Genomic DNA, 20,342 nt, shown 5'->3' on the forward strand with positions numbered 1-20,342 from the left:
GCATGTTTGAGTTGAAAGCGAAGCATGTTTGAGTTGATCGCACAGTACCCCCTGCTGGCCGCCCTGTTTGCCCTGGTGGGCCTGGGGCTGGTGTTTGGCGCCGTGCTCGGTTTTGCCGCCGTGCGCTTCAAGACCGAGGGCGACCCGATCGCCGACCAGATTAACGCCATCCTGCCCCAGACCCAGTGCGGCCAGTGCGGCCACCCGGGCTGTCGCCCCTATGCAGAGGCCATTGCCGAGGGCGAGGCCATCAACAAGTGCCCCCCCGGTGGCGAGGCAACCATCCAGGCCCTGGCGGACTTGCTGGACGTGGAAGCCATTCCGCTGGACGAAGAGCACGGCGAAGAAAAAGTAAAGGCGGTGGCCTTCATCCGCGAAGACGAGTGCATTGGCTGCACCAAGTGCATCCAGGCCTGCCCGGTGGATGCCATTCTCGGCGCCGCCAAACAGATGCACACCGTGATCGCCAGCGAATGCACCGGCTGCGACCTGTGCGTGGAACCCTGCCCGGTGGATTGCATTGACATGATTCCCCAGCAAGAAAGCCTGCAGACCTGGCACTGGAAGCTGCCGGAACTCGGCCGCGCCAACGTCGACATTATTGCCACCGACGCGACGGCGGACCGCGCGGCATGAGAAAAATCTTCGACTTTCACGGCGGCATCCACCCGCCGGAGAACAAGCACCAGTCGCTGGGCGAGCCCATTCGCGATGCCGGCATTCCGGCGCAGCTGGTGGTGCCCCTGTCCCAGCATATCGGCGCCCCCTCCAGCCCCATCGTTGCCATTGGCGAGCGGGTGTTGAAGGGCCAGGTGATCGCCGAGGCCGCGGGCTTTGTCAGCGTGCCCCAGCATGCCCCCACCTCCGGCACGGTGGTGGCCATCGAGGCGCGGGCCATTCCCCACCCGTCGGGTTTCCATGCCCCCTGTATTGTCATTGACTGCGACGGCCTGGATGAATGGCTGCCCCACCGCGGGCTGGAAAACTACGAGGGCGAAAGCCCCTCCGACCTGCTGGAGCATATCCGCGAGGCAGGCATTGCCGGCATGGGTGGGGCCGGTTTCCCCTCGGCGGTCAAACTGAAGGAAAAGCCCGGCGCCAGCATCGATACCCTGATCATCAACGGCACCGAGTGCGAGCCCTATATCACCGCCGACGACGCCCTAATGCGCGAGCACGCGGCTGACATCGTGGCGGGCGCCGAAATTCTGCGCCATATCGTGGGGCCCAAAGACACCCTGATCGGGGTGGAGGACAACAAGCCCGAGGGCATCAGGGCCCTGAAGGCCGCCGCCGAGGGCACCGGTATCGAGGTGGTGGTATTCCCCACCAAGTACCCCTCCGGTGGCGAAAAGCAGCTGATCGAGATTCTCACCGGCCGCCAGGTACCCAGCGGTGGCCTGCCGGCGGATGTGGGCGTGGTGTGCCAGAACGTCGGCACCGCCGTGGCGGTGGTGGATGCCATCATCCACGGCCGCCCCCTGCTGTCGCGCATCACCACCGTGACCGGCGAAGCAGTGGCCCGGCCCGGTAACTTCCGCGTGCTGCTGGGTACGCCGATGCAGCACCTGCTGGACCTGGCGGGCTTTGCCCCGCAGCGCAACCAGCGCCTGGTGATGGGTGGCCCCATGATGGGCTTTACCCTGACAGACACCGCGGTGCCGGTGGTGAAAACCACCAATTGCCTGCTGGCTCCCAGCGCCAGTGAATTGCCCGCGCCGCCGCCGGCCCAGGCCTGTATCCGCTGTGGCTTGTGCGCCGAGGCCTGCCCGGCCAGCCTGCTGCCCCAGCAACTGTTCTGGTTTGCCCGGGGCAAGGAATACGACAAGCTCGAAGAGCACAACCTGTTCGACTGCATTGAGTGCGGCGCCTGTTCCTGGGCCTGCCCCAGCAACATTCCGCTGGTGCAGTACTACCGGGCGTCCAAGGCCGACATCCTGCAGCAGCGCCGCGACCACGAAAAATCCGAACAGTCGCGCATTCGCTTCGAGGCCCGCCAGGAACGCCTGGCGCGGGAAGAAGCCGAAAAAGAAGCCAAGCGCGTCGCCCGCAAAAAAGCGGCGGAAGCGCGCTCCCAACAGGCGGCCAGCGACAGCGCCGGCGACGGTGGCGCCGCCGCAGATGCCGATCCCATCCAGGCCGCCATTGAACGCGCCAAGGCGAAAAAAGCCGCCCAGCAGCAGGCGGCGGGCAGCGAGAGCGAACTGGACACGCTGGAAAAGGCCGTCGCCACAACCCGCAAGCGCCTGGCGACCGCCAGCGCCAAACTGGAGCAGGCCAGGGCCGAAGGCTCCGACCTGGTGGGCGCCCTGCAGGCCGGCGTCGACAAGACCCGCAGCAAACTCGAAGCGGCCGAGAAGGCGCTGGCCGATTATCTGGCGAGCCAGGCCGGTGCTGCCCCTGCTGTGGAGCCCGCCGACAAACCCAAGAGCGCCGCCGAGGCCGCGATTGAAAAGGCCCGCGCCGCCCGCGCAGCAGAAGCGGACATGAGCCCCGAAGAAAAAGCCCGCAAGCAGCTCGAGAGCCTGCGCCAGCGACTGGCCAAGTCCGAGCAGCGCCTGGCCCAGAGCCGGGAAGCCGGTGAAGAGGAGAAAATCGTGGAGGCACTGGCTGCCACCGTGGAGCGCCTGCAAGAGAAGATCAGCGCCCTTGAGAGCGACCTCGCAGCGGCGGAGCACTCCTGATGGCCCTGCTGCGCGTTACCTCCCCCCACGCCCACGGCCCCGCCAGCACCCCGAAGGTGATGCAGCAGGTGCTGCTGGCCACCGTGCCCGGGGTGATTGTGCTTACCCACTTCTTCGGTTTTGGCACCCTGGTCAACATCCTGTGGGCCGCCCTGCTGGCACTGGTCTTCGAGAGCTTGGCCCTGGCCCTGCGCGGCCGCGAGCTTGGCTTTTACCTGCGCGACTGCAGTGCCCTGGTGACCGCCGTGCTGCTGGGCATCGCCCTGCCCCCCTATTCCCCCTGGTGGCTGATCGGTGTGGGCATGGCATCGGCCATTCTGTTGGCCAAGCACCTGTACGGCGGGCTGGGCTACAACCCCTTCAACCCGGCCATGGTGGGCTATGTGGTGCTGCTGATTTCCTTCCCGGTGCAGATGACCACCTGGCAGGCCCCCCTCGGCGTGGGCGAGGCGGCGGGCGTGCCCGGCGTGCTGGAGGCACTGCGGGCCTGCTTTAGCCCCGCCACCTTTGACGGCGTTACCGCCGCCACACCGCTGGATGTGCTCAAGCAGAACAACAGCCTACTGATCGAACACCTGTGGGCGAGCGAGCCGGTCTTCGGGCGCTGGGCCGGTATCGGCTGGGAGTGGGCCAACATCGCCTTTCTCGCGGGCGGCCTGTGGCTGCTGTACCGCCGCATCTTCACCTGGCACGCGCCGCTGGCCTTTCTGGCCGTGCTGGCGCTGATGGCAGCGCTGTTCTACGACGGCGGCAGTTCCGCCAGCGGTGGCTCGCCCCTGTTTCACCTGCTGAGCGGGGCCACCATGTTCGGCGCATTCTTCATTGTCACCGACCCGGTCACCTCAGCTGTATCAGTGCGCGGGCGACTGGTCTATGGCGCCCTGGCCGGCCTGCTGGTGTACCTGATCCGGGTGTGGGGCAATTACCCCGACGCCGTTGCCTTTTCGGTGCTGATCATGAACTTTGCCGCTCCCTTCATCGACCACTTCACCCAGCCGCGCACCTACGGCCACCGCAAAGTGCAAAAGCGGGAGGAAGGCTGATGCTGGGCCAGTCCATCAGCCGCAACAGCCTGTTGCTGGGGCTGTTCGCCGTGGTGACTACGGTGCTGATTGCCGGCACCTACCTCGCCACCCGGGACCGCATCACCGCCGCCCAGCGCCAGGCAGAGGAAAAGGCCCTGCTGGAAATCGTGCCCGACGAGCGCCACGACAACAACATGCTCGACGACACCGTCACCATCGCCGCCGGCGCGCTGGGGCTGAAACAGGGCAAGCCCGCCTACATCGCCCGCCAGGGGCGCGAGGCGGTGGCCATCATCCTGCCCGCCACCGCACCGGACGGCTACTCCGGCGCCATCGAGCTGATTGTGGGCGTCAACCGCGACGGCAGCGTGGCCGGGGTGCGGGTACTCAACCACCGCGAAACGCCGGGGCTTGGCGACAAGGTTGAGCTGAACAAATCCGACTGGGTACTTGGCTTTAACGGCCGCTCGCTCGAGAAGCCGGCCGCCGAGAACTGGGCGGTGAAAAAGGACGGCGGCGCCTTCGACCAGTTCACCGGTGCTACCATTACCCCGCGGGCGGTGGTGGCCGCCACCAAAGGCGCGCTGGAGTACGCCCGCGCCCATCACGACAGCCTGTTTGCCGATGCCGGCGCCGCCGAGGGCAGCGCCGCACACAGCCACGATCAGGGAGCCGAGTAATGGCCGCTTCTGACTATCGCGAACTCAGCCTCAATGGCCTGTGGAAGAACAACCCGGCCATTGTGCAACTGCTGGGCCTGTGCCCGCTGCTGGCCGTCACCGGCAGCGTGGTCAACGCCCTCGGGCTCGCCGCCGCCACAACGCTGGTGCTGCTGTGCTCCAACACGGCGGTGTCACTGATTCGCAACGTGGTTTCCGATGCGGTGCGCCTGCCGGTGTTTGTGATGATCATCGCCGCCGCAGTCACCTGCATTGAGCTGCTGATGCAGGCGTTCACCTACGAGCTGTACCAGATTCTGGGGATTTTCCTGCCGCTGATCACCACCAACTGCGTGATCCTCGGCCGCGCCGACGCCTACGCCAGCAAGAACCCCCTGCCCCTGGCCATGTGCGACGGGCTGATGATGGGCCTGGGCTTTGGCGTCATTCTGGTGCTGCTGGGCGCGCTGCGGGAACTGCTGGGCACCGGCGCCCTGTTCGCCAACATGGACCTGCTGTTCGGGCCATCGGCCGCCAGCTGGCAGTGGGTATTGGTTGAGGACTACCAGGCCTTCCTGCTGGCCATTCTGCCGCCCGGGGCCTTTATCTTCACCGGGCTGATCATTGCCGGCAAAAACCTGATCGACAGCCAGATCAAGCGCCGCCAGGACGCCCTGAAAGACAAACCGGTGAAAGGCTCCAAGCGGGTGCGGGTTACCGGGACCATTTCCTAGCAGCGCGATGGGCACCTCCGGTCGCGCGCTGGAGGGTTTGCCTTCCCCGGGGCCGCTGGGGGTGGCCGAGCAGCTCAGTCCCGGTTCAATACAAGCAGCGTATCCAGAATCTCATCCACCGCGGCATCGTCCATGCCGCGGTTCTCTTCGTCGCAGCTGTAGGTAATAAACAGCAGCATGGCCCCGCTGGCCAGGTACCATTCGCGCACCGCCGCACCCTCTTCCACAAAGGCGCAGTGCACGCCGCTGAAGTCGCCCCGGGTGACGCTGCGCCACTCGCCGGCGTCGGGGCTTTCCGCGCGCGCAATACCCGCCACTTCCGCCGCCTCAAAGGCACCGGCTTCCTTGTGCAGGGTGCTGATTTCAATACAGCCAACGTCATCGAGATCCCCCACCAGAATGGTGTCATCCTCGGCCTCGGCCCACCACTCCGGGGGAATCAACAGGCTCCACCATTCGGTTTCAAGCACGTTCACGTTCTGCTCCTGGTTATGACGACGGTTGTGGTGAAAGTTGTGGCGAAAGTTGTGGCGACAGTTCTGACGACAATTGCAGCGACATCAGCACCGCGTCTTCGCGGCCGTTCGCAGTCGGGTAATAATCTCGCCGGCGACCATCTTCGCTAAAGCCAAGGCCCCGGTACAGGGCCAGCGCGGCCACATTGGAGGCCCGCACTTCCAGCAGGCAGCACCGGGGCGGCGGATGCTCATCGTCCAGCACCCGTTGCAGCAGGCAGCGGGCAAGGCCGCGACGCTGAGCCACCGGCGCCACCGCCACGTTATGGATATTCAGTTCATCGAGAATGCGCTGGCAGATCACAAAACCCTGCACGGCCCCATCGGCCTCTGCCACCCAGGCGAACTCACCGCGGGCACCAGCCTGCAGGGCATCAAGAAACTGGGCGGCCGACCAGGGCGAGGGCGACACCGCGGCGTCGATGGCCGCCATCGCCGGCACATCGGCGGGCAGGGCCCGGCGCAGCTGCACGGTCATTGCGCCGGTGTCACCCGGCGCAGCGGGCGAATAGCTTCCCAGACGCGAGGCTTGAGGGTAGGGTCGGCCAGCATGTCGGCGGTGCTGGCCGGCGCAATCACGCAGTCTGCCCCGGCAGGGCGAGCTTCGCCCAGGTGGGCCAGTGCGCCCTCGCCCAGCACAATCAGGGCGCGACAGCCGCGCTCGGCCACCTGGCGCTCCAGAAACGAATGCAGCGCGGCGCGCGCCGCCGCTTCGCCCAAATCCAGCTGGTGGTTGTTGTGCGGCGGCCAGTCGAACTGGGCAACCTGGGGCGCGCCCGGCGCGCCGAGCGCCTGTGCCATCGCCTGTATAAGCTGCACCTGATCCCGCGCCAGCACGGCGCGCGGCAGCGCCTCCAGCCATAGCCAGTGGCCCGCCACCGCCGCGCACAGGGTAAAGCGCACCACTGGCGACGCCGGCGCTGGCCGTGGCTCGGGCTGGCTGTCGACGGGATCTGGTTGCCGGCGGCCGGTATCGGGTTTGTCTTTGAAGGCTTCGGTGATGGCCTCTGGTATCGCCGAAGGCGCCCCGGGGCGCAGTCTGGCGGCCACGTCGCCGGATGCCGGCACCGCCGGCTCAGCCCTCTGGCCAGCCAGGGAGCCATGCGCCACCGGCGCGGCCACCTGCACCACCTGGCGCTGGCTTGGCGCCGCCCCCGGCAGATCACGGCGCGAGACGTGGCAGGCAATGCCGAGTGCATCGAGATAGGCCTGCTGGCGAATGATGTGGGCTTGCTGCATGGTCCGGCTGCTGGCGTAAAGCGCCAGTCTACCAGTTTTTGTTGCCCGCCCTACAGCAGGCGCCAGCCGTAGCGGTTAAAGAAGGTCGCCGCCGAGCGGCAAAACAGCCGGATATGCCGCCACCCCTTGCTGGCAGCATAGCCGCCGTGGTGAACGATGCGCATGGCCGGGTTGAACACCACTCGCCCCAGCCCAGCCACACGGATGGAAAGGTCGAAGTCTTCGAAGTACATAAAGAAGCGTTCGTCAAAGCCGCCTACCGACTGCAACGCCTGTGTACGCAGCACCATGCAGCAGCCGCTGACCAACGGCACGTCCAGCAATTCCCGGGCCTGGGCCAGCTCGCGCATTTCGTAGTTGGCCACGCTGCGCCGTAGCAGGCGGTGCAGCCAGGCCTGGCCGCTGGCACGCGCCAGCAACACCAGCAGGGAGGGATAGCGTTTGCACAAAAATTCAATGCCCCCGTCGCTGCCCCTGACCGCCGGGGCCATCAGCGCAATTTCCGGGGCCGCATACAGCGCCGCCAGCGCCTGCTGCAGGGCGTCCGAGGCCAGCTCCACATCGGGGTTGAGAATCAGGTGGCAGTCACTGTCGAGCCCATCCAGCACACGGTTATGGCCCGCGCCAAAGCCCAGGTTCGCCGAGGCCTGCTGCCATTGGCACTGCAGCAGGGCCGGGTCGCGCGCCAGCAGCGGCTCAACCTGCTGGCGATAGCCTGCCGGCGAGGCGTTGTCCACCACCGTCACCGTCACCGGCGTAGCCAGCACCCCACTGGCGCCGGCCTGCGCCACCGCCTGCTCCAGGCTGGCCAGGGTCGCTGCTAGCAATGCAACGTCGCTCTGGTACAACACCAGAGACACCGTAAGAACTGAAGGAGCAGCGGGATTGGCGGGCGTCGGCATGGCGCGCATGGTAGCAGGTCACCCCGGCCAAGTAACGGCGCGGCGTGCATAGCCGCGGCGCACGAAAGGCGCGGTCAGCAACAGGCGCTGGCAGCAGCAAGGATGCTACTATCGGCGCACGGTTTTCACCCGATTGGCATTTTCATGGCTACAAACGGCTTCCTGCGCAAATTCGGCCCCGGGCTACTGGTGACCGCCGCTTTTATCGGGCCCGGCACCATCACCACTGCCAGCAGCGCCGGCGCCCATTTTGGCTTTGCCCTGCTGTGGGCCCTGCTGTTTTCCCTGTTTGCCACCATCGTGCTGCAGGAGATGGCGGCACGCCTGGGCCTGGTGACCCGGGCCGGGCTGGCCGAGGCTCTGCGCAGTTACTTCCACAGCCCCATTCTGGGCCGGGCAGCGGTGCTTTTGGTTGTCGCTGCCGTTGGCTTTGGCAATGCCGCCTATGAAGCCGGCAATATCGCCGGCGCAGCCCTGGCCCTGGCCCTGGTGAGCCCCGCCGGCAACGGCCTGTGGGCCGTGGTAATTGGCCTGGCGGCGGCCGCCCTTTTATACAGCGGCCGTTACCGGGTGCTGGAATCCGCCCTGATTGTGCTGGTGCTGTTGATGAGCGCAGTGTTTTTACTCACCGCCTGGAAGGTGGCCCCGGCACCGGCCGCCATGCTCGAAGGCATGCTGAAGCCGACCCTGCCGCCGGGCTCCATCATGACGGTGATCGCCCTGGTGGGCACCACCGTTGTGCCATACAACCTGTTTTTGCACGCCAACGCGGTGCGCGAGAAGTGGCCGGCCAGCCTGCCCACCGGTCAGGCATTGCGTGAAGCCCGCTGGGACACGGGCCTGTCCATCGGTGTTGGCGGCCTGATCACCCTGGCCATCCTGAGCACCGCCGCGGTGGCCTTTTTTGGCACTGGCGCCGCCTACACCAGCGAGTCGCTCGCCCTGCAACTGGAACCACTGCTGGGCACCTGGGCGCGCTACGTGTTTGCCGCGGGGCTGTTTGCCGGGGGCCTGACCAGCGCCATAACTGCGCCCCTGGCGGCGGCCTTTGCGGTATGCGGCGCCCTGGGCTGGCGCAACGAGCTGAACGCCACCGGCTTTCGCCTGGTGTGCCTGCTGGTGCTGGCCACCGGCACCGCCTTTGCCGCCTTCGGCAGCAAACCCCTGGCTGCCATCCTGTTTGCCCAGGTGGCCAATGGCTTCCTGCTGCCGATTGTAGCGGTCTTCCTGCTGGTGGTAATGAACCAGCGCAAGCTGCTGGGCGAATTCACCAATGGGCCGCTGGCCAACCTGCTGGGGGCGCTGGTGGTGGCGGTGGCCTTTGGCCTTGGGGCCGTCAAGCTGCTGGGCGTAGCCGGGTTGGTGTAGCGCCCGGGCCGGTAGCGGCCCGGCTGGTTCCCGCTCATCCCCGGGCCGCTTTCGAACCTGCCACAGCGCCCTTCCGGGCTTTCGGAAGAAAATCACAAAAAGTCCGTATCGCCATGTTATCCATCGCGTTTTTATGGGATATCCATGTTAATCTGTGGCGGCAATATCACGGGGCTACAGGCCCGGCCGTTTAGGGTCGGCGGGCCGGTTTTGATCATCAGGACGCCATAAGAGCTCAATAACAGCGGGCGCAAGGGGAAGATAATGATTACTCGCTATGCCAGTTTCTTCAGCCGTGTTTCGGCACTGCTTGCCATTGCCACATTGCTCACCGCCTGCGGTGGGGGTGGCGGCGGTGGCGATGGCGGCGGCGGTTTCATCCCTGACAATGGCTCCGACGATGCCTACTTCCTGGCCCTGGGCCTAGAAGACGCCGACGGCAACAGCACCAATACCGTGACCACCTCCATGCCCGCCACCCTGAAAGCCAGGGTTACTCGCAAGGGTCCGAACGGGGCGGTGATTACCGATGCGGTGGTATCCGCCGAGGCCAGCATCGGCGTGCTCGACCAGGCAACCGCCCTCACCGATGCAGAAGGTTACGCTGTGTTCAGCCTGCAGGCCGAAGGGGAAACCGGCGCCGGCACCATCACCGCCAGCGTTACCAATGACGACGGTACAACTACCACCCAGACCCTGAACTACCAGGTGGGCGCCGCCGGACTGCGGCTGGGCCACTTTGACAGCAACGGCCTGTTCATCGAAAACGAAATCGGCGTGCACCCGGGTTCCGACCTGGTCTATCGCGGCTCGGCGGAAGTCTTTGTGGACATTGTGGACGAAGCCGGCCAGCGCGCCACCAGCCCTGAAGTGATCACCCTGCGCAGCAACTGCCTGGCCACCGGCAAAGCCACCCTCGAACCGGCCAGCCCCCTGGAAACCACCACCGGCAGCGTATCCACCACCTTTACCGCCATCGACTGCGCCGGCGCCGACGAGATCACCGCCACCATTAACAGCGGCCAGGGCCAGGCATTTACCACCCTGAATATTGGCTCCCCCCGCGCCAACAGCCTGACCTTCGTCAGCGCCGAACCCAACCTGATCGTGCTAAAAGGCACCGGCGGCGGCAGCAGCCGGCAGGAATCCTCCACTGTCACCTTTCAGGTGATTGATTCCAGCAACAACCCGCTGCCCAACGTCGATGTCAACTTCTCCCTCAGCACCGCCGTGGGCGGCCTGGCGCTGTCCCCCAGTTCCGACACCAGCGACGACGAAGGCCTGGTGCAGGTCACCCTGTTCTCCGGTGATGTCTCCACGGTGGTGCGAGTGATTGCCTCGGTACTGGCGGGCGATGGCAGCGGCCAGACCCTCTCGACCGTGTCCGATATTCTGACCGTGAGTACCGGCCTGCCCGACCAGAACTCCATCAGCCTGTCGGTGGAAGGCAGTTTTGTGGTGGAGAACGGCTTCTCCATGGACGGCGTTCAACGCTGCCTGACCGTGCGCATGGCCGACAAATTCAACAACCCCGTACCCAACGGCACCAGCGCGATCTTTACCACTGAGTACGGCACGATCGATCCATCGTGCGTTACCGGCGAGCGCAACGGCGAGCGGGCCGCGTCGATACCCGCCTGCGGCGGCGCCACCCCGCCCCCGGAAGGCCAGTGCGACGTGCTCTGGACCAGCGGCGAACCGCGTGTGCCCACCCTGCCCGATGCGCAGGATGCGATCAAAACCATCAGCAACACCCGCTGCCCCAGCCTGGGCGGCGCCTACGGTCCCTGTCCGGATGACCTGGGCAATGTCCGCGGCGGGCGCTCCACCGTGCTTGTTACGGCGGTGGGCGAGGAGTCCTTTGTCGATCGCAACGGCAATGGCGTGATGGACGAAGAAGAGCGCGACCTGTTCGCCAACCTGCCAGAGGCCTTCATCGACCACAATGAAGACGGCTTCTACACCCCCGCCCTGTCCGGCTGCCCCAACCCCGATTCGCTGCAGTGCCTCTCCGGCTCGGAAGAAACCTTTGTGGATTTCAACAGCGATGGCAGCTACAACAGCAACGCCAACCCGGCCCTGTACAACGGTCTGCTTTGCCCTCCTGAAGGAGACGGCGTGTGGTGTAGCCGCACCCTGCTGAACGTTTACGATGATGTCGTACTGATACTGTCCGCTGGCGATACCTTCGATGGCTGGCAGTTCCAGCTGGCACGGGGTTCTGCGGTGCAGCAGGGCACGGTCGAAGGCAGCAGCTACCAGGTCTACATTTCAGATCTGTTCAACGGCCGCCCGCCGGCCGGCTCCACGGTGACCATCGCCTCTACCGATGGGCGCTGCCAGGTCTCCAAAGACTCCTTCACGGTGACCAACACCACTGGCGTAGGCGCATTTGGCGCATCCTTCGGTGTACTGACCAGCAGCGGCGACAACGACGGCTCGCAAACCCCCCAGGGCTGTGCACGGGAGTCCGGCACCGACACCCTGCGGGTGACCCTGTCACCCGCCAATAGCGGCGCCGCGGAGTCCGTGCTGTACACCTGCGGCTGGGACAACGACGCGCCGCAGCCCGCGCCGGCGGACCCGAACAACCCAAGCTGCTAACACGCCAGGGCCTCCTCACTTACCGGGCAGGCCCTCGCCAAAGGCCACGTGCATTCCACGTGGCCTTTTTTATCGGGGCTGCTCCAGCACCACAACAGCTGGTCGATTCGGGCCTGGCCGACACTTCCGCAGATAAATATTACGAACAGGTAATAGCAGCGTGACTTTCCCGCAAAATCTGCTTTAGTTACCCAATCCCCTCGGAATCTTCTCCGGAGCTCAAATGGAACTCAGGCTGGGTAGTATCAGGATCACGATCCGGATGACCGTGGTACTGATTTTCATCTTGGCCACGTTGCTGACCGCTGCCCTGGCCATCGGCCTGCAGTACTACTTTGGCCGCCAACTGGCTCGCGAAGCCACCACCGAGTTGTTCACCCTCGCCTCCGGCACCTTAATGACGGAGCAGATGAACTTTTCCATCGGCAATGCCACTGCCCTCAACCTGCTGGCGGAAAATGACACCCTGCTCACCGGCAATGACGAAGCGCGTATGTTGCAGGCGTTTGCCCAGGCCCTCATTGCCAACCCGCTGCTCTATGGCATCTACATCGGCCGCGGCGACGGTCATTTTGTGGAGCTGGTGAACCTTGAAGCACAGCCCGACCTGCGCCGTATTCACCGGGCCGTACCCGACGACCGCTGGCTGCTGATCAAGGTTACACAGGGAGCAGAGGGCGCTTCGCGCAGCTACCACTACCTCAATACCGAGCTGGCCGAACGGGTACGCCGTAGCGAGCCGGCGAACTATGACCCCAGCACCCGCAACTGGTACCTCAAGGCCATGGAAAACCAGGGGGCACTGCACCGCACCGACGTGTACCTGTTCTCCCAGCTTGGTGTGCCCGGGCGCACCGTGTCGCGGCGGGTGGGCAACAGCGACACCGTGATCGCCCTGGACTTCACCCTGGAGTCCTTCTCCAACTGGCTGCGACAGCAGAAGATCTCCGCCTTTGGCGACATTTATATATACCGCGCCGACGGCACGGTGATGGGCACCTCAGCCCGCCCGCAGGCACAAAACGCGCTGGCCGCCCGGGGCCAACTGACGCTAAACCGGGAGGAGCGTGCCCTGCTCAAATCCCTCTCGCCCATCACCGTGTCCAACGAGATGGACTGGCCGCCCTTTGACTACGCCCTGACCGGGCAACCCCGTGGCTATTCCATCGACCTTGTTCAGCTGGTGGCAGACGAGTTGGGGCTGAGCATTCAGTTCGTCAATGGCTACACCTGGTCGGAACTGGTGGAGCGGTTTCGCGAGGGGCGTATCGACCTGCTGCATTCAGTGTTGCTGACGGGCGACAACGCCCAGTGGGGCGAGGCCTCCGACGCCTACTTCACCCTGCCCTACGCCATTGTGACGACCCAGGGGCAAAAGCCCATTGGCAGCCTATCTGAGCTTGCCGGCCGGCAGCTGGCCATTCCCGCCGGCTGGTCGGTGATTCCCATCGTGCGCGAACGCTTTCCCCAGATCGGCATTGTAGAAACCTCCAGTACCCTGGCGGCCATGCGCCTGGTGCGCAACGGCGACGTGGACGCAGCACTCGATAACGAGGCCATCCTGCGCTACATCGAACAGCACTACTTCCTGAGCGGGCTGCAGTACCACAGCAACATCGGACTTGGCGCCGGTCCCGTGCCCGACAGCCTGCACATGCTCGCCAGCCAGCGCCTGGCCCCGGCCCTGCCCCTGCTCAACCGCGCCATTGCCGGCATTACCCAAGCCCAGCGCGAAGAACTCAATCACCGCTGGCTGGACTATTCCGGCGGCAGCAATAATGCCAGCGCCGGGGCGGTGCCCATGGAAACGATGATCTCCCTCATCCAGTCTCCCCACCTGTTCGACACCCTGCGCGAAGTGATGCACGAGGGCGAGCCCCATTTCCTGTTTGTGTCGCCGTCGGTGGCAGCTGGCAGTGACCAGTTCTATTTCGGGGTACTGGTACGGCAGGCCGCCATCATTGACCCATTCCTGGAAAAGGTGAAGCTGTCTGCGATCATCACCGGCGGACTGTTCATTCTGCTGTTGCCGATGTGTTGGGCGTTTGCTTCACCCATCGTTCACCCAATTCGCCAGTTGGCGCTGGAAAACGACAAAATTCGCCTGCGACACTATGATGCCGTAAACCGGCTCCCCTCCCGCGTTCGGGAAATCGACGAGCTTTCGGACTCGATGTACAGCATGGTGCAGGCCATCCAGGCCCACGAAGCGGCCCAGCGGGAGCTGATGGATGCCTTCATCCGCCTTATCGCCCAGGCCATCGACGATAAATCACCCTACACCGGCGGCCACTGTGAACGGGTGCCAGAACTGGCCCTGATGCTGGCCCGCCATGCCTCCGACTCTCAAATGCCCGCCTTTGCCGACTTCAAACTCGACTCCCAGGAGCAGTGGCGGGAATTTCGCATCGCCGCCTGGCTCCACGACTGCGGCAAAATCACCACCCCGGAACACGTGGTGGACAAGGGCAGCAAACTGGAGACCATCTACAACCGCATTCACGAAGTGCGCACCCGTTTTGAAGTGCTGTGGCGCGATGCCGAAATCACTTACTTAAAGGCCTGCCTGGACGCCCCCGCCCAGGAGCCTGCCCACCGCAGCGCACTGGCAGCCGCCCAGCAGCAGTTGCTGGATGACTTCCGCTTTGTTGCCGAATGCAACGTGGGCGGTGAATTCCTGGGCGATGAGGCCCAGGCCCGCCTGCGCCAGATTGCCGGCATCACCTGGCAGCGCCACTTCGACAACCGCCTTGGCCTGTCCCCGGTGGAAGAGCAGCGCCAGCCCCTGCACTGCCCCCCGCTGCCGGCCACCGAGCCGCTGCTGGCGGACCGCCCGGAGCACATCATCCACCACCAGCGCAGCACCCAGTATCCCCCCGAATACGGCATTCGCATGGATGTGCCCGAGCACCTGTACAACCTGGGGGAAATCTACAACCTGTCCATCTCCCGCGGCACCTTGACGGCGGAGGATCGCTTCAAGATCAACGAGCACATGATCAGCACCATCAAGATGCTGGAGAGCCTGCCCTTCCCGGACGAGCTGAAGAACGTACCGCGCTATGCCTCCACCCACCACGAAACCATGAAGGGTACCGGCTACCCGCGCAGGCTACCCGGCTCCGAGCTGAGCGTGCCCGAGCGGCTGCTGGCGGTAGCCGATGTGTTCGAGGCCCTGACCGCCGCCGACCGGCCCTACAAAAAGGCCAAGCCGGTGAGCGTGGCCATCGACATCCTGCACAAGATGGTGGAGGACAACCACATCGACCGCGACAGCTTCGAGTTGTTCATCCGCAAAAAAGTCTACCTGGAATATGCACGGCGCTATCTGGCGCCGGAGCAGATTGACGAGGTGGACCGCACACGATACCTGCGTCGTGCGCCATAACCTGCGCTCAGTCACGCTCGCTAGCCTTGTAGCCTGCTACGGCCTGCCGGGCCCACTGCAGGCACAGAGCATCAGCGAACTGGAGGCTCGCGTTGCCGACCTGCAGGCGCGCCTTAGCGCGGCGGAGCAGGATTTACAGGCCGCCCGGCATGCCGAAAGCCTGGCCCGGGAGGAATCCGATGTGCTGCGCGCGGAACTGCAGCGCAATCGCGAAGCCAACGCCGGGTTTGCCATCGGCCCTCTCACCATTGGCGGCGCCCTGCGCGTGAACTACGTTTACGGCAGTTATGAAGGCTATGATAACGGCCCCAGCCGCGCTGGCCATGGCGGCAATATCGAACTGGACACCTTCCGCATCAACATGGCCCTTGAACAGGGGCCATTCATTGGCCAGTTGGAGTACCGCTGGTATCCCGCCGGCAGCGGCCAGAACTACAACTTCCTGCACACGGGCTGGCTCGGCTACCGTCTGTCGCCGCAAAGCCATGTGGAAGCGGGCGTGAATCGGGTGCCGTTCGGGGCCGGCCCCTACGGCATCAGCCAAAGCTACTTCTTCGACCAGCACTACTACGTGGGCCTTGCCGACGACCCGGACCTCGGCCTGAAGTACAGCTATGCCGGTAACAATTACGCCTTCGATGCCGCCTACTACGTGCACAACGAACCGAGCTTTTCCGGCCGCAGTGCAGACAGCACCCGTTATGGGTACGACGTCGTGCGCTGGCGCGAAAGCATCGACAGCGAGGGCAATGTCAATTTCGGTGGGCCGCGCAATGGCTTTCGGGAAAGCGACCAGTACAACCTGCGTCTCATCCGCTATCTTCGCTCCAGCCTTGGGGATACGGCGTTGGGGGCATCGCTGCAGTACGGCGGCCTGGAAGGCACCGGCGTAGATGACGGCGAGCACTGGGCGGCGTCGCTGCACCTGGTACAGAATATCGGCGACCTCACCATTGGCCTGCAAACAAGCCGCTACGAATACCATATCAGCGCAGACAACCCCTGGCAGAGTGACACGCTGATTCCCATGGGCGCCTACGACTTTGCCTGGCCAGTGGCCGCCAAAGCCTGGGTGCCCGCCGTGTCCATCAGCTACAAAATGCGCACACCGGGCATTGCGTGGCTGGACTCAATTCGCCCCTACCTAGAATGGAGCAGCATTGTGAAGGATGAAGAGCGCTTCAACGACAGCCAATTGGCGGTCATTGGCGCCGCCTTGGCGCGCGGGGGCTGGTACATCTACAGCGAGCTGGCCTATTCCAGCGGCAACTACTTTATTGGCAATCGGGGTGACGACTACACCCGCATCGATACCGTCAATGACTTTGGCATATCCGGCAACAACCGCTGGGACTACCGCTTCAATATCAACCTCGGCTACTACTATTGATGGCTTTTCGTATCCCCATCCGCGTTGCGGTGGTCACCATATTTGTGCTGGCCACCCTCATCACCGCAGGTATTGCCCTTGGCCTGCAGTACTATTTCAGCCAATCCCTCGCACGCTCAGCTGCCACCAACCTCTATACCACCAGCGCCAACAGCATCGCACTGGAACTCAACGCAACCCTTGAGCGCACAGATTCCATGATTCGCCTGCTAGCGAATAACGCCAAACTGCTACAGGCCAATGGCCACGAGGAACAACTGCAGCTGTTCCGGCGCACACTCCAGCACGCCAACGGCCTGTATGGACTGTACATTGGCAGGGAAGACGGCAGTCTGCTGGAACTGGTCAACCTGAATCACAGCGCCAACACCCGCGATAATCTGCTGGCGACCGTCAGCGACCGCTGGGTGGTGATTGAAATCCGCGGCAATGGCGCCGCACGGCAACGGCACTTCACCTACCTCGATGAACACTGGCAGGTACGCGCTACCCGCGCAGAGGCCACAGATTACGACGCCCGCAACCGCGACTGGTACCGCCAGGCGCTGGCCAGCCCCGGGGCCTACCACAGCGCCCCCTACCTGTTTGCCCACCTGGGCGCCCCGGGGCAGACCACCTCAGCGCGCGTGGCCGACAGCCAGGTGGTGGTGGCCATCGACCGCACCCTGGCCGCAGTGTCCGACAGCCTGCAGCAGCAGGATCTGCCAACAGGCAGCGAGCTGTACCTCTACGACAGGCAGGGAGCCCTGATCGCCTCATCCCTGCGCCATCAGGACAACCTGGCCAACATCCCCGTGCCGGCCTTCGCACTCAGTGCCGAAGAGCAAAGCCTGGTTGAGCGGCTGCCCCCGCTGAGCGTCTCCAACGAAATGGACTGGCCCCCCATCGACTACGCAGTGCTTGGCGAGCCCCGGGGTTACGCGATTGATGTCATCGAGCTGATCAGCGCCATGACCGGCCTGCAATTTAATTTTGTGAATGGCATGACCTGGCCGTCACTGGTCAACGAATTTCGCGAAGGCGCCCTGGATATTCTCCAGCCCATCGGCATTACCGCGCAGAACCGACAGTGGGGTGAAGTGGTGGACAGCTTTATCCAGTTGCCCCTGGCACTGGTCACCACCTCCGACAAACCACCGGTAGCATCCCTGGCAGCGCTGGCGGGCAAGCGGATAGCCATCCCCAAGGGCTGGGCGGTGGCCAGCATGGTGCGCGAGCACTTCCCGGACATCGTGATCGTCGATACCGACAGCCCGGCGGATTCCCTGCGCCGGGTGCGTGATGGGGATGTGTTCGCGACGCTGGATAACGAACCCATTCTCCGCTACGTCCAAAGCCACTATTACATCAGCGGGCTTAAGTACCACAGCAACCTGGATTTTAGTGGCCATCCGGTGCCCGATCAGATGTCGATGCTGGTGCAACCCGGACAGCGGCAACTGGAGCGGCTGCTAAGCCGTGCCATTGCCGCCATTGGTCCCGCGCAGCGTCAGGCCCTGGCCGCCAAGTGGCTGACCGATGCCAGCCACCAGACGGAAAACACCGAAGCCGGCACTGTCCCGCTGGACCTTATGGTTTCCGCGGCAAACGACGCCAGCCAGCAGGCCCGATTGCTGCCGGCCAACTATCGAAACACCCCGTATTTTACCTACGTCGAGCCCCTGCTCAGCCTTGAGAACAGCCGCTGGTACCTCGGCGTGCTGGTGCCCCGACAGGCGGTTTTTGCCCCCTACAACGAGAAGGTCTGGCTCTCGATGCTGCTGACCGGGATCATGCTGCTGCTGTTACTGCCCTTCTCCTGGGTTTTTGCCGCACCGATTGTCGAGCCCATCAAACACCTGGCCAGGGAGAACGAAAAAGTGCGCCGGCGGCAGTATGACGATGTCGTGCACTACCCCTCTCGCATTAAGGAAATCGACGAGCTTTCGGACTCGATGTACAGCATGGTGCAGGCCATCCAGGCCCACGAAGCGGCCCAGCGGGAGCTGATGGATGCCTTCATCCGCCTTATCGCCCAGGCCATCGACGATAAATCACCCTACACCGGCGGCCACTGTGAACGGGTGCCAGAACTGGCCCTGATGCTGGCCCGCCATGCCTCCGACTCTCAAATGCCCGCCTTTGCCGACTTCAAACTCGACTCCCAGGAGCAGTGGCGGGAATTTCGCATCGCCGCCTGGCTCCACGACTGCGGCAAAATCACCACCCCGGAACACGTGGTGGACAAGGGCAGCAAACTGGAGACCATCTACAACCGCATTCACGAAGTGCGCACCCGTTTTGAAGTGCTGTGGCGCGATGCCGAAATCACTTACTTAAAGGCCTGCCTGGACGCCCCCGCCCAGGAGCCTGCCCACCGCAGCGCACTGGCAGCCGCCCAGCAGCAGTTGCTGGATGACTTCCGCTTTGTTGCCGAATGCAACGTGGGCGGTGAATTCCTGGGCGATGAGGCCCAGGCCCGCCTGCGCCAGATTGCCGGCATCACCTGGCAGCGCCACTTCGACAACCGCCTTGGCCTGTCCCCGGTGGAAGAGCAGCGCCAGCCCCTGCACTGCCCCCCGCTGCCGGCCACCGAGCCGCTGCTGGCGGACCGCCCGGAGCACATCATCCACCACCAGCGCAGCACCCAGTATCCCCCCGAATACGGCATTCGCATGGATGTGCCCGAGCACCTGTACAACCTGGGGGAAATCTACAACCTGTCCATCTCCCGCGGCACCTTGACGGCGGAGGATCGCTTCAAGATCAACGAGCACATGATCAGCACCATCAAGATGCTGGAGAGCCTGCCCTTCCCGGACGAGCTGAAGAACGTACCGCGCTATGCCTCCACCCACCACGAAACCATGAAGGGTACCGGCTACCCGCGCAGGCTACCCGGCTCCGAGCTGAGCGTGCCCGAGCGGCTGCTGGCGGTAGCCGATGTGTTCGAGGCCCTGACCGCCGCCGACCGGCCCTACAAAAAGGCCAAGCCGGTGAGCGTGGCCATCGACATCCTGCACAAGATGGTGGAGGACAACCACATCGACCGCGACAGCTTCGAGTTGTTCATCCGCAAAAAAGTCTACCTGGAATACGCAAAACGCTACCTGCCCACCGAGCAAATCGATACGGTGGAAACATCCCGCTATCTGCGCAATGCCTAGAACCCAGGGCCTTTATCCCTGGGGTTAGGGCTTTAGAGCTGGCACCTCGGCCCTAGAACCTTGGTGTATGAAAGTGGCAGTAGGGTTCCTTGCCGGTCTTCGCATAGTAATTCTGGTGGTACTCCTCGGCCTTCCAGAAACGGCAAAGCGGCAGCACCTTGGTCGCCACCTTCAGCCCCTTGCCCTGGAGAATGCCGATCAACTTTTCAATCGTCGCGCGCTCTTCGTCGCCATCAACAAAAACGGCAGAGGCATACTGCTCGCCCAAGTCCGGGCCCTGACCATCCATCTGGGTCGGGTCATGAATCTCAAAAAACAGCTTGGCCAGCGTTTCATAATCCACCCGTTCAGGATCATAGCTGACCTCCACCGCCTCCAGGTGGCCCGTCGTTTTATTGCAGACCTCGCGATAGCTCGGGTTGTCCTGGTGCCCGCCCATGTACCCTGACACCACATCCAGCACACCATCTTGTTGCCGCATCAGGTGCTCCACACCCCAGAAGCAACCGCCGGCAAAATAGGCTGTTTTCATCGCTGCACTCCCCCTCTTCTGCCACTCGTTGTTGTCTCGCTTAATAATCCGTAAACCGCGGTGGGTTTCATTCCGGATTGTGTCGTTCCGGACGTGTTGGGAAACCGGCAGAATCCGGGATATCCCAAGCTGCATCGTCCCTCGGCTGGGTAATGC

At 64.0% G+C, this 20,342-nt stretch carries 15 protein-coding genes; 10 read left to right on the top strand and 5 right to left on the bottom strand.

What is annotated here, in order from left to right; genetic code table 11:
- Window positions 1-24 precede the first annotated feature (24 nt).
- Genes rsxB through DDZ17_RS05465 form a run of 5 tightly spaced genes read left to right on the top strand, consistent with a single transcriptional unit; the run spans window position 25 to window position 5,102 of the window.
- A complete protein-coding gene (gene rsxB / locus DDZ17_RS05445; RefSeq protein WP_116364880.1) occupies window positions 25-636 on the top strand; it encodes an electron transport complex subunit RsxB in 612 nt (203 codons plus the stop codon).
- Window positions 633-2,684: an electron transport complex subunit RsxC gene (gene rsxC, locus DDZ17_RS05450; protein ID WP_116364881.1), complete on the top strand. Its 2,052-nt coding sequence runs from the start codon at window positions 633-635 to the stop codon at window positions 2,682-2,684. The genes rsxB and rsxC overlap by 4 nt, the downstream gene beginning before the upstream one ends.
- Complete coding sequence (gene rsxD / locus DDZ17_RS05455) at window positions 2,684-3,727, top strand: electron transport complex subunit RsxD (protein ID WP_116364882.1); 1,044 nt, start codon at window positions 2,684-2,686, stop codon at window positions 3,725-3,727. The genes rsxC and rsxD overlap by 1 nt, the downstream gene beginning before the upstream one ends.
- Entirely contained in the window at window positions 3,727-4,389 is a 663-nt protein-coding gene (gene rsxG / locus DDZ17_RS05460; protein WP_116364883.1) for an electron transport complex subunit RsxG, read from the top strand. The genes rsxD and rsxG overlap by 1 nt, the downstream gene beginning before the upstream one ends.
- A complete protein-coding gene (locus DDZ17_RS05465; RefSeq protein ID WP_116364884.1) occupies window positions 4,389-5,102 on the top strand; it encodes an electron transport complex subunit E in 714 nt (237 codons plus the stop codon). The genes rsxG and DDZ17_RS05465 overlap by 1 nt, the downstream gene beginning before the upstream one ends.
- A gap of 74 nt (window positions 5,103-5,176) precedes the next feature.
- Here the strand turns inward: DDZ17_RS05465 and DDZ17_RS05470 are convergent, their stop codons facing one another.
- The 4 genes from DDZ17_RS05470 to DDZ17_RS05485 are packed head-to-tail and all read right to left on the bottom strand — an operon-like array spanning window position 5,177 to window position 7,767.
- Complete coding sequence (locus DDZ17_RS05470; protein WP_116364885.1) at window positions 5,177-5,578, bottom strand: hypothetical protein; 402 nt, start codon at window positions 5,576-5,578, stop codon at window positions 5,177-5,179.
- A gap of 13 nt (window positions 5,579-5,591) precedes the next feature.
- Complete coding sequence (rimI, locus tag DDZ17_RS22250) at window positions 5,592-6,095, bottom strand: ribosomal protein S18-alanine N-acetyltransferase (RefSeq protein WP_157976465.1); 504 nt, start codon at window positions 6,093-6,095, stop codon at window positions 5,592-5,594.
- On the bottom strand, window positions 6,092-6,856 hold the full coding sequence (locus DDZ17_RS22255; protein WP_157976466.1) for a hypothetical protein: 765 nt from the start codon (window positions 6,854-6,856) through the stop codon (window positions 6,092-6,094). Before DDZ17_RS22255 ends, rimI begins: the two co-directional genes overlap by 4 nt.
- Window positions 6,857-6,906: 50 nt before the next feature.
- Window positions 6,907-7,767 (bottom strand): glycosyltransferase, encoded by an 861-nt coding sequence (locus tag DDZ17_RS05485; protein WP_116364888.1) that lies wholly within the window; start codon window positions 7,765-7,767, stop codon window positions 6,907-6,909.
- Window positions 7,768-7,902: 135 nt separating this feature from the next.
- On the opposite strand from DDZ17_RS05485, the gene DDZ17_RS05490 reads away from it, so the two are divergent.
- The 5 genes from DDZ17_RS05490 to DDZ17_RS05510 all read left to right on the top strand — a co-directional run bounded on the left by DDZ17_RS05490 (window position 7,903) and on the right by DDZ17_RS05510 (window position 19,654).
- The gene (locus DDZ17_RS05490; protein ID WP_116364992.1) at window positions 7,903-9,126 is read left to right on the top strand and encodes an Nramp family divalent metal transporter; all 1,224 of its coding nucleotides are present in this window, start codon (window positions 7,903-7,905) and stop codon (window positions 9,124-9,126) included.
- A gap of 264 nt (window positions 9,127-9,390) precedes the next feature.
- Window positions 9,391-11,730, top strand: a complete 2,340-nt coding sequence (locus DDZ17_RS05495; RefSeq protein WP_116364889.1) for an Ig-like domain-containing protein — start codon at window positions 9,391-9,393, stop codon at window positions 11,728-11,730.
- Between the two features lie 262 nt (window positions 11,731-11,992).
- The gene (locus DDZ17_RS05500; RefSeq protein WP_206613445.1) at window positions 11,993-15,118 is read left to right on the top strand and encodes an HD domain-containing phosphohydrolase; all 3,126 of its coding nucleotides are present in this window, start codon (window positions 11,993-11,995) and stop codon (window positions 15,116-15,118) included.
- The gene (locus DDZ17_RS05505) at window positions 15,108-16,508 is read left to right on the top strand and encodes a carbohydrate porin (protein ID WP_116364891.1); all 1,401 of its coding nucleotides are present in this window, start codon (window positions 15,108-15,110) and stop codon (window positions 16,506-16,508) included. Before DDZ17_RS05500 ends, DDZ17_RS05505 begins: the two co-directional genes overlap by 11 nt.
- The gene (locus tag DDZ17_RS05510) at window positions 16,508-19,654 is read left to right on the top strand and encodes an HD domain-containing phosphohydrolase (protein ID WP_116364892.1); all 3,147 of its coding nucleotides are present in this window, start codon (window positions 16,508-16,510) and stop codon (window positions 19,652-19,654) included. The genes DDZ17_RS05505 and DDZ17_RS05510 overlap by 1 nt, the downstream gene beginning before the upstream one ends.
- A gap of 52 nt (window positions 19,655-19,706) precedes the next feature.
- On the opposite strand, the gene msrA is transcribed toward DDZ17_RS05510, so the two are convergent.
- Window positions 19,707-20,342 (bottom strand): peptide-methionine (S)-S-oxide reductase MsrA (gene msrA / locus DDZ17_RS05515; RefSeq protein WP_116364993.1); only part of this gene is annotated, 636 nt, incomplete at its 5' end.

The sequence above is a fragment of the Parahaliea mediterranea genome (assembly GCF_003402235.1).
Classification (GTDB): Bacteria; Pseudomonadota; Gammaproteobacteria; order Pseudomonadales; family Halieaceae; genus Parahaliea; species Parahaliea mediterranea.

Coding starts and splice junctions, on each gene's coding strand:
- rsxB (WP_116364880.1), top strand. CDS start 25: ATGTTTGAGTTGATCGCACAGTACCCCCTGCTGGCCGCCCTGTTTGCC.
- rsxG (WP_116364883.1), top strand. CDS start 3,727: ATGCTGGGCCAGTCCATCAGCCGCAACAGCCTGTTGCTGGGGCTGTTC.
- rimI (WP_157976465.1), bottom strand. CDS start 6,095: ATGACCGTGCAGCTGCGCCGGGCCCTGCCCGCCGATGTGCCGGCGATG.
- rsxC (WP_116364881.1), top strand. CDS start 633: ATGAGAAAAATCTTCGACTTTCACGGCGGCATCCACCCGCCGGAGAAC.
- DDZ17_RS05510 (WP_116364892.1), top strand. CDS start 16,508: ATGGCTTTTCGTATCCCCATCCGCGTTGCGGTGGTCACCATATTTGTG.
- DDZ17_RS22255 (WP_157976466.1), bottom strand. CDS start 6,856: ATGCAGCAAGCCCACATCATTCGCCAGCAGGCCTATCTCGATGCACTC.
- DDZ17_RS05490 (WP_116364992.1), top strand. CDS start 7,903: ATGGCTACAAACGGCTTCCTGCGCAAATTCGGCCCCGGGCTACTGGTG.
- rsxD (WP_116364882.1), top strand. CDS start 2,684: ATGGCCCTGCTGCGCGTTACCTCCCCCCACGCCCACGGCCCCGCCAGC.
- DDZ17_RS05485 (WP_116364888.1), bottom strand. CDS start 7,767: ATGCGCGCCATGCCGACGCCCGCCAATCCCGCTGCTCCTTCAGTTCTT.
- DDZ17_RS05500 (WP_206613445.1), top strand. CDS start 11,993: ATGACCGTGGTACTGATTTTCATCTTGGCCACGTTGCTGACCGCTGCC.
- DDZ17_RS05465 (WP_116364884.1), top strand. CDS start 4,389: ATGGCCGCTTCTGACTATCGCGAACTCAGCCTCAATGGCCTGTGGAAG.
- DDZ17_RS05495 (WP_116364889.1), top strand. CDS start 9,391: ATGATTACTCGCTATGCCAGTTTCTTCAGCCGTGTTTCGGCACTGCTT.